The sequence below is a fragment of the Shigella sp. FC1544 genome, from assembly GCF_001722145.1.
Taxonomy (GTDB): domain Bacteria; phylum Pseudomonadota; class Gammaproteobacteria; order Enterobacterales; family Enterobacteriaceae; genus Escherichia; species Escherichia coli.
This window is the reverse complement of record NZ_MECT01000156.1, coordinates 1-4,459: the sequence shown is the minus strand read 5'-3', so window position 1 is coordinate 4,459 and position 4,459 is coordinate 1. Positions and strand designations below refer to the sequence as shown.

Here is a 4,459-nt window from a genome sequence, read left to right as displayed (position 1 = left end):
ACGGTTGTGGCGCACGTCTTCGGTGAACGCACTCTGGCCACACTGGAGCGTCTTCTGAGCCTGCTGTCGGCCTTTGAGGTCGTGGTATGGATGACGGATGGCTGGCCGCTGTATGAATCACGCCTGAAGGGAAAGCTGCACGTTATCAGCAAGCGTTACACTCAGCGCATTGAGCGACATAATCTGAATCTGAGACAACATCTGGCAAGGCTGGGACGGAAGTCACTGTCGTTCTCAAAATCGGTGGAGCTGCATGACAAGGTCATCGGGCATTATCTGAACATAAAACACTATCAGTAAGTTGGAGTCATTACCGACAATGTCTGCATCCCTCTTTGTCTTTTGCTTTTAACGCAGCGAGTAACAGATGATAGTTTTCTATATGCTCCCGTAATTCCGCTGGATTAATCGCTTCATAGAGATAATGTAAACCAGGCCCCATCCTGACCCACAGTTGCTCAATCATCTCACACAGGATGGGCATATTTGAGCGATGATAAATCGCTAAGCGAAATAGCCTGTTTACATTAATGATTTGTTCCATGTCGCCCTTTTCTTGCGCCTGCTGTAATTTCTCGAGCAATTCCTGGAGTTCCGCCAGGTCTTGCGGGGTGAGGTTTTCAACAGCCAGAGCAACTGCCATTAATTCCAGTTCGTAGCGGATCCGATTGATTTCGTCTAATTGACGTTTCCCCACTTCCGGAACTGTAAATGCTTGTGCAGGTGCGACAGAAAGCGCATTCACCGAAACCAGACGTAATAATGCTTCACGCACAGGTGTAATACTCATACCTAATTGCTCCGCCAGATTTTTAGTAATCAGGCGTGCGCCAGGTTTTAATGCGCCAATACTAAGCTGATGTTTCAGGTCGTTCTCAACCTGCAGAGTCAAACTGACATGTTTCATTTTTCCCATTCCAGGCATTTTAATTCCTTCGCGTGTTTTCTGTCCAACCCTGCCTGCACGGCAGAAGGAGTTCACCTGGTGTATTAAAGTGAATAATCATAAACCACCCACCTTTGTTGTTATTAGCAGCAGAACAATGACGTGGTTAGTTAATTAAAGCTGAAAATAAGCTTTTTGCTTGGATTTTTATGGCGGCTTACGCCGCCGTTGAAACTTTAATCATCACCCGCGACGCGGATCACCACTTTGCCGAAGTTTTTACCCTTCAGCAGGCCGATAAACGTCCGTGGCGCATTCTCTAAACCATCAGTAATATCTTCGTGGTAGTGGATTTTATCCTCTTTCACCCATTGCCCCATCTCCTTCTGAAACTCATGGATGCGGTGACCATAATCCTGAGCGATAATAAACCCTTGCAAGCGAATACGTTTTTTCAGCACCGTTGCCATCAACAGGGGTAAACGATCCGGACCGGGTGGTAGCTCTGTAGCGTTATAGCTGCTCACTAAGCCACAAACGGGAATGCGCGCAGATGTATTAAGTAATGGTAGCACTGCATCAAATACCTTACCGCCCACGTTTTCATAATAGATATCAATACCTTTTGGGCACGCTTTCACCAGTTGTTCGGCAAAATCACCCGCGTGGTGATCAAGACAAACATCGAAGCCCAGCACCTCGATAGCATGGCGGCATTTTTCCGCGCCACCGGCACCCCCCACCACCCTGCAACCTTTAAGTTTGCCGATTTGCCCCACCGTTGCTCCCACAGGACCTGTCGCCGCAGCTACCACCAACGTTTCGCCCTCTTTAGGCTGACCGATATCCAGCAGCCCCATATAAGCGGTAAAGCCTGGCATCCCCAGCACACCCAGCGACCACGATGGATTTTGCGGATGATCGCCAAGTTTCACCAGATCATCACCACTGGATATGTCATAGTCCTGCCATCCACTGTAGCCCAGCACCCAGTCGCCAGGCTGATAATCAGGATGATTCGACTCCACAACATGGCTCACCGTGCCGCCGACCATCACGCCGCCAATATCAACAGGCGGTGAATAAGATGGCTCATCGCTCATACGTCCACGCATATACGGGTCCAGGGACAAATAAACTGTGCGCAGTAACACCTGTCCTTCACCCGGTGTGGCGACATCATCTTCTTCAAGACGGAAATTCTCCGGAACCGGTGCGCCATGTGGACGCGAGGCCAGAACCCAACGTCGATTACGCTGCTTTTGTTGCCCCATAATGCTCTCCTGTGCTTTTGGCATGAATCCATCAATAGTAGCAGGCTCACGGGATTGGTTTTGTTTGCAGCCGTCACATCCCCTCTGCAACACGCAATAATTTCATCGAGGAATCCGTTGCTTCGGGCTGTTTTCGATAGTATTGATAACATCATCATCATTATTTTATCGAGGCCAGACATGTCCATCCGTTTTGCCCGCAAAGCCGATTGTGCTGCCATTGCGGAAATTTATAACCACGCCGTGTTGTATACGGCGGCTATCTGGAATGACCAAACGGTTGATGCAGATAACCGCATTGCCTGGTTTGAAGCGCGGACCATAGCAGGTTATCCGGTGCTGGTAAGTGAAGAAGATGGCGTAGTGACGGGATATGCCTCGTTTGGCGACTGGCGTAGTTTCGATGGTTTTCGCCATACCGTGGAACATTCGGTTTATGTCCATCCCGATCATCAGGGCAAAGGTCTGGGGCGTAAATTGTTAAGCCGATTGATTGATGAAGCGCGGGATAGCGGGAAGCATGTCATGGTCGCCGGGATCGAATCGCAAAATCAGGCCTCGCTGCATCTGCACCATTCGCTGGGATTTGTCGTCACCGCACAAATGCCGCAGGTGGGCACTAAATTTGGGCGCTGGCTGGATCTGACATTTATGCAGTTGCAACTCGACGAACGCACTGAACCGGACGCGATTGGATGAATCAGTCGCTCACCCTTGCTTTTTTGATTGCCGCCGGAATTGGTCTGGTAGTCCAGAACACGCTGATGGTGCGCATCACCCAGACCTCCTCTACCATTCTCATCGCCATGTTGCTGAACTCACTGGTGGGGATTGTGCTCTTTGTTTCTATTTTATGGTTTAAACAAGGCATGGCGGGGTTTTGCGAACTGGTGTCCAGCGTGCGCTGGTGGACACTTATACCCGGCTTGCTGGGATCGTTTTTTGTCTTCGCCAGTATCAGCGGATATCAGAATGTGGGAGCGGCGACAACTATTGCAGTACTGGTCGCCAGCCAGCTAATTGGCGGTCTGATGCTGGATATCTTCCGCAGTCATGGCGTACCACTACGGGCGTTGTTCGGCCCAATTTGTGGCGCAATTTTACTTGTGGTTGGCGCCTGGTTGGTAGCCAGACACTCATTTTAATCAGAGGATGGTGCCGCCTTTGGTTAACTGTTCGTGGCGCGCTTCCATATCTTCTTTATGCTTGCGACCGTGATGAGCAATAGCGGTGCGCAAACGCTGCTGCTGGGTGTAGCGATCTTCCCGACTTAACTCCGCGTCATCGCTCAGGGCGATTAATAATTCGTTCATATGGGCAATGACGCTCTCTTCAATCGCTGCATCCACGCGCGCGATGACTTCATCCAGATGCGACATACTTTCTCCTTAACCACTTGTGAAATTTATCGATTCATCCAAATGATATAAGTCTGCGTGGTGCCGTCAAGCCAGTGAGTAAGATTTAAAACAGTGAAAACAACAGCGCCACCGGGAAACTCATCGGCCATGTTGCCCCCACCAGAAAGGCGCTTAAGAAACGGATGCGTTTCTTATCGTGAGAAAGAAACCAGGTGATAAGAAATGCGATTGCTGCCATAACCGCATAAAAAACAAGCATATGTTGATAGAGAGACATGTACGGGCGTCCAGCCAGATGAATAAAACGCGCGCAAATATGCGTCATTTTTTGACGTGCATCAAGTTTTTTCACCAGTTTGAGAAAAAATCATCAAACAGCAACTTGCCCTTATCCATCTTCAGAATGAGTATTATTGCGGATTTTCTTAACCCGTACTATACACATAGGGGCAATGATAAAAGGTGGCAAAAATGAATGTTTCCAGTAGAACTGTAGTACTGATAAATGTCTTTGCTGCTGTTGGTTTGTTTACTCTTATCTCTATGAGATTTGGCTGGTTTATTTGATGTAGTGATTTTGCACGCAGCACGTACTGTCAGAGAAATCAACTCTCTGACAGTACGCAAGATCTTCTCATACTCTCCAGGTTTACAACATTATCCTTAATATTTACTTCTTTTTGCTGGCATCTACATTGAAATGAGTAGAAAACATCCCCCTACTGTCGTCTATACAAACAGCTTACTGATTCAAACGGAATCTTGTTTTCACATTTTTCTATCATGAATACTTTATACGCGCGGGAGTCTATAAATGCTGAGGTAGCCTGAGTTTAACGGTAAGCGTGCAGCAAGAACCGTATTGACGGGGATGTGTTATTCAGTCGGCAGTGCTACGCGCCAGGGGAGCAGTTCGCCGACCCGGTTTATCGGCCAGT

General features: G+C 48.4%; 7 protein-coding genes and 1 pseudogene. 4 read left to right on the top strand and 4 right to left on the bottom strand.

Going from position 1 to position 4,459, the window contains the following annotated elements; genetic code table 11:
* A pseudogene (locus tag BGK49_RS10050) lies at nucleotides 1–300 on the top strand (IS1-like element IS1X2 family transposase); the annotation flags it as partial.
* Nucleotides 301–310: 10 nt separating this feature from the next.
* Here the strand turns inward: BGK49_RS10050 and mcbR are convergent.
* Nucleotides 311–925 (bottom strand): colanic acid/biofilm transcriptional regulator McbR, encoded by a 615-nt coding sequence (gene mcbR / locus BGK49_RS10045; RefSeq protein ID WP_001118099.1) that lies wholly within the window; start codon nucleotides 923–925, stop codon nucleotides 311–313.
* A 197-nt stretch (nucleotides 926–1,122) separates the two neighbouring features.
* Complete coding sequence (gene curA / locus BGK49_RS10040) at nucleotides 1,123–2,160, bottom strand: NADPH-dependent curcumin/dihydrocurcumin reductase (RefSeq protein ID WP_005024926.1); 1,038 nt, start codon at nucleotides 2,158–2,160, stop codon at nucleotides 1,123–1,125.
* A 180-nt stretch (nucleotides 2,161–2,340) separates the two neighbouring features.
* On the opposite strand from curA, the gene BGK49_RS10035 reads away from it, so the two are divergent.
* Both BGK49_RS10035 and BGK49_RS10030 read left to right on the top strand, forming a co-directional pair.
* Nucleotides 2,341–2,859 (top strand): GNAT family N-acetyltransferase, encoded by a 519-nt coding sequence (locus tag BGK49_RS10035; protein WP_001353827.1) that lies wholly within the window; start codon nucleotides 2,341–2,343, stop codon nucleotides 2,857–2,859.
* Entirely contained in the window at nucleotides 2,856–3,305 is a 450-nt protein-coding gene (locus tag BGK49_RS10030) for a DMT family transporter (protein ID WP_001076522.1), read from the top strand. The genes BGK49_RS10035 and BGK49_RS10030 overlap by 4 nt, the downstream gene beginning before the upstream one ends.
* On the opposite strand, the gene ydcY is transcribed toward BGK49_RS10030, so the two are convergent.
* Complete coding sequence (ydcY, locus tag BGK49_RS10025) at nucleotides 3,306–3,539, bottom strand: DUF2526 family protein YdcY (protein WP_000018633.1); 234 nt, start codon at nucleotides 3,537–3,539, stop codon at nucleotides 3,306–3,308.
* A gap of 85 nt (nucleotides 3,540–3,624) precedes the next feature.
* Nucleotides 3,625–3,798 (bottom strand): orphan toxin OrtT, encoded by a 174-nt coding sequence (ortT, locus tag BGK49_RS10020; protein ID WP_000061178.1) that lies wholly within the window; start codon nucleotides 3,796–3,798, stop codon nucleotides 3,625–3,627.
* Nucleotides 3,799–3,992: 194 nt separating this feature from the next.
* Between ortT and yncL the strand changes: the two genes are divergently transcribed.
* A complete protein-coding gene (gene yncL / locus BGK49_RS26260; RefSeq protein ID WP_001303494.1) occupies nucleotides 3,993–4,088 on the top strand; it encodes a stress response membrane protein YncL in 96 nt (31 codons plus the stop codon).
* Nucleotides 4,089–4,459 lie beyond the last annotated feature (371 nt).

What these genes read in the sequence shown, in the direction of transcription:
- ydcY (WP_000018633.1), bottom strand. Translation starts at nt 3,539, where the DNA reads ATGTCGCATCTGGATGAAGTCATCGCGCGCGTGGATGCAGCGATTGAA.
- ortT (WP_000061178.1), bottom strand. Translation starts at nt 3,798, where the DNA reads ATGTCTCTCTATCAACATATGCTTGTTTTTTATGCGGTTATGGCAGCA.
- BGK49_RS10035 (WP_001353827.1), top strand. Translation starts at nt 2,341, where the DNA reads ATGTCCATCCGTTTTGCCCGCAAAGCCGATTGTGCTGCCATTGCGGAA.
- yncL (WP_001303494.1), top strand. Translation starts at nt 3,993, where the DNA reads ATGAATGTTTCCAGTAGAACTGTAGTACTGATAAATGTCTTTGCTGCT.
- BGK49_RS10030 (WP_001076522.1), top strand. Translation starts at nt 2,856, where the DNA reads ATGAATCAGTCGCTCACCCTTGCTTTTTTGATTGCCGCCGGAATTGGT.
- curA (WP_005024926.1), bottom strand. Translation starts at nt 2,160, where the DNA reads ATGGGGCAACAAAAGCAGCGTAATCGACGTTGGGTTCTGGCCTCGCGT.
- mcbR (WP_001118099.1), bottom strand. Translation starts at nt 925, where the DNA reads ATGCCTGGAATGGGAAAAATGAAACATGTCAGTTTGACTCTGCAGGTT.